General features: G+C 46.9%; 1 protein-coding gene. It reads right to left on the bottom strand.

Translation table 11 applies throughout. The features are described from left to right. Positions 1 to 266: 266 nt before the first annotated feature. On the bottom strand, positions 267 to 838 hold a 572-nt coding region (locus WMO66_RS00140; protein WP_349134381.1), incomplete at its 5' end, for a hypothetical protein.

The following is an 838-nucleotide window of genomic DNA, read 5'->3' as shown; positions in this document are numbered from 1 at the left end:
TAAAGACGAAAGTTTCATCTTTAGCAGGGCGATGTCCGTAAATGTGCGCACTAATCTTGTGAAACAATAATTACTGAATTTGGATTATGGGTGCCGCCGCACGACGAGGCTCAGATATAGCAGAATCACTGCGGCCGCAATTACCCAGCCTATAAGTGCACGAATCCACCACGATCTTTCGCTTTTCCTGTCGTTTCGCTGCTGTAGCTGCTTGGCTTCCGGCCCTTCCGGAAAAGTTTGCCATTTCCCGAAGGCCAAATATGCATTCAATATCGTACGATTAGGAAAATCGCAAAAGCGAAGCAACCTACGACCATATAGATCCACCACATTTTTTCACTTTTTCGATTTGTCCGCTTACGCAGTTTTTCGCCCTCCAAGCCATCCGGTAATAGTTGCCACTGGCCGAAAGCTAAGCATGCATTAATAGCTAACTTCCAAATAATAAGTAGTACTGCGAATCCAGAAGTAAATAAGAGAGCTTTCGAAAGGGCCGTCGATTCAGGCACGTCAATCAGAGCAGGAATAACTGCATACGGGACCGTCAAAAAATATCCCAGAACATTTCTAATAAAATACCACGGCTTGGGTGGGCAAATCAGCTCACCACAGATCGCGCAGCGGCCATACCATACATCTTCCAGGAAATTGTCCTCTCCGCGCCAAAAGCGTGTTTTTGCACTGGGAATGCTGCCATCCTTCGAGGCAGGAATGTGACGATGTTCCATGCTTTTCTCCTCTCTGTTGAAAACTTCGGACAGCCTGCAGGCAATGCAGGCCAACGTTTGGAGGCGTTTTTTCGTTTGGGCTGGACCTGCTAAAGACGAAAGTTTCATCT

Source organism: Faecousia intestinalis, from assembly GCF_040096185.1.
In the GTDB taxonomy this organism is placed as follows: Bacteria; Bacillota; Clostridia; order Oscillospirales; family Oscillospiraceae; genus JAZOXB01.
The sequence above is the reverse complement of the archived record's forward strand: the minus strand, read 5'-3'. Positions and strand labels throughout refer to the sequence as shown.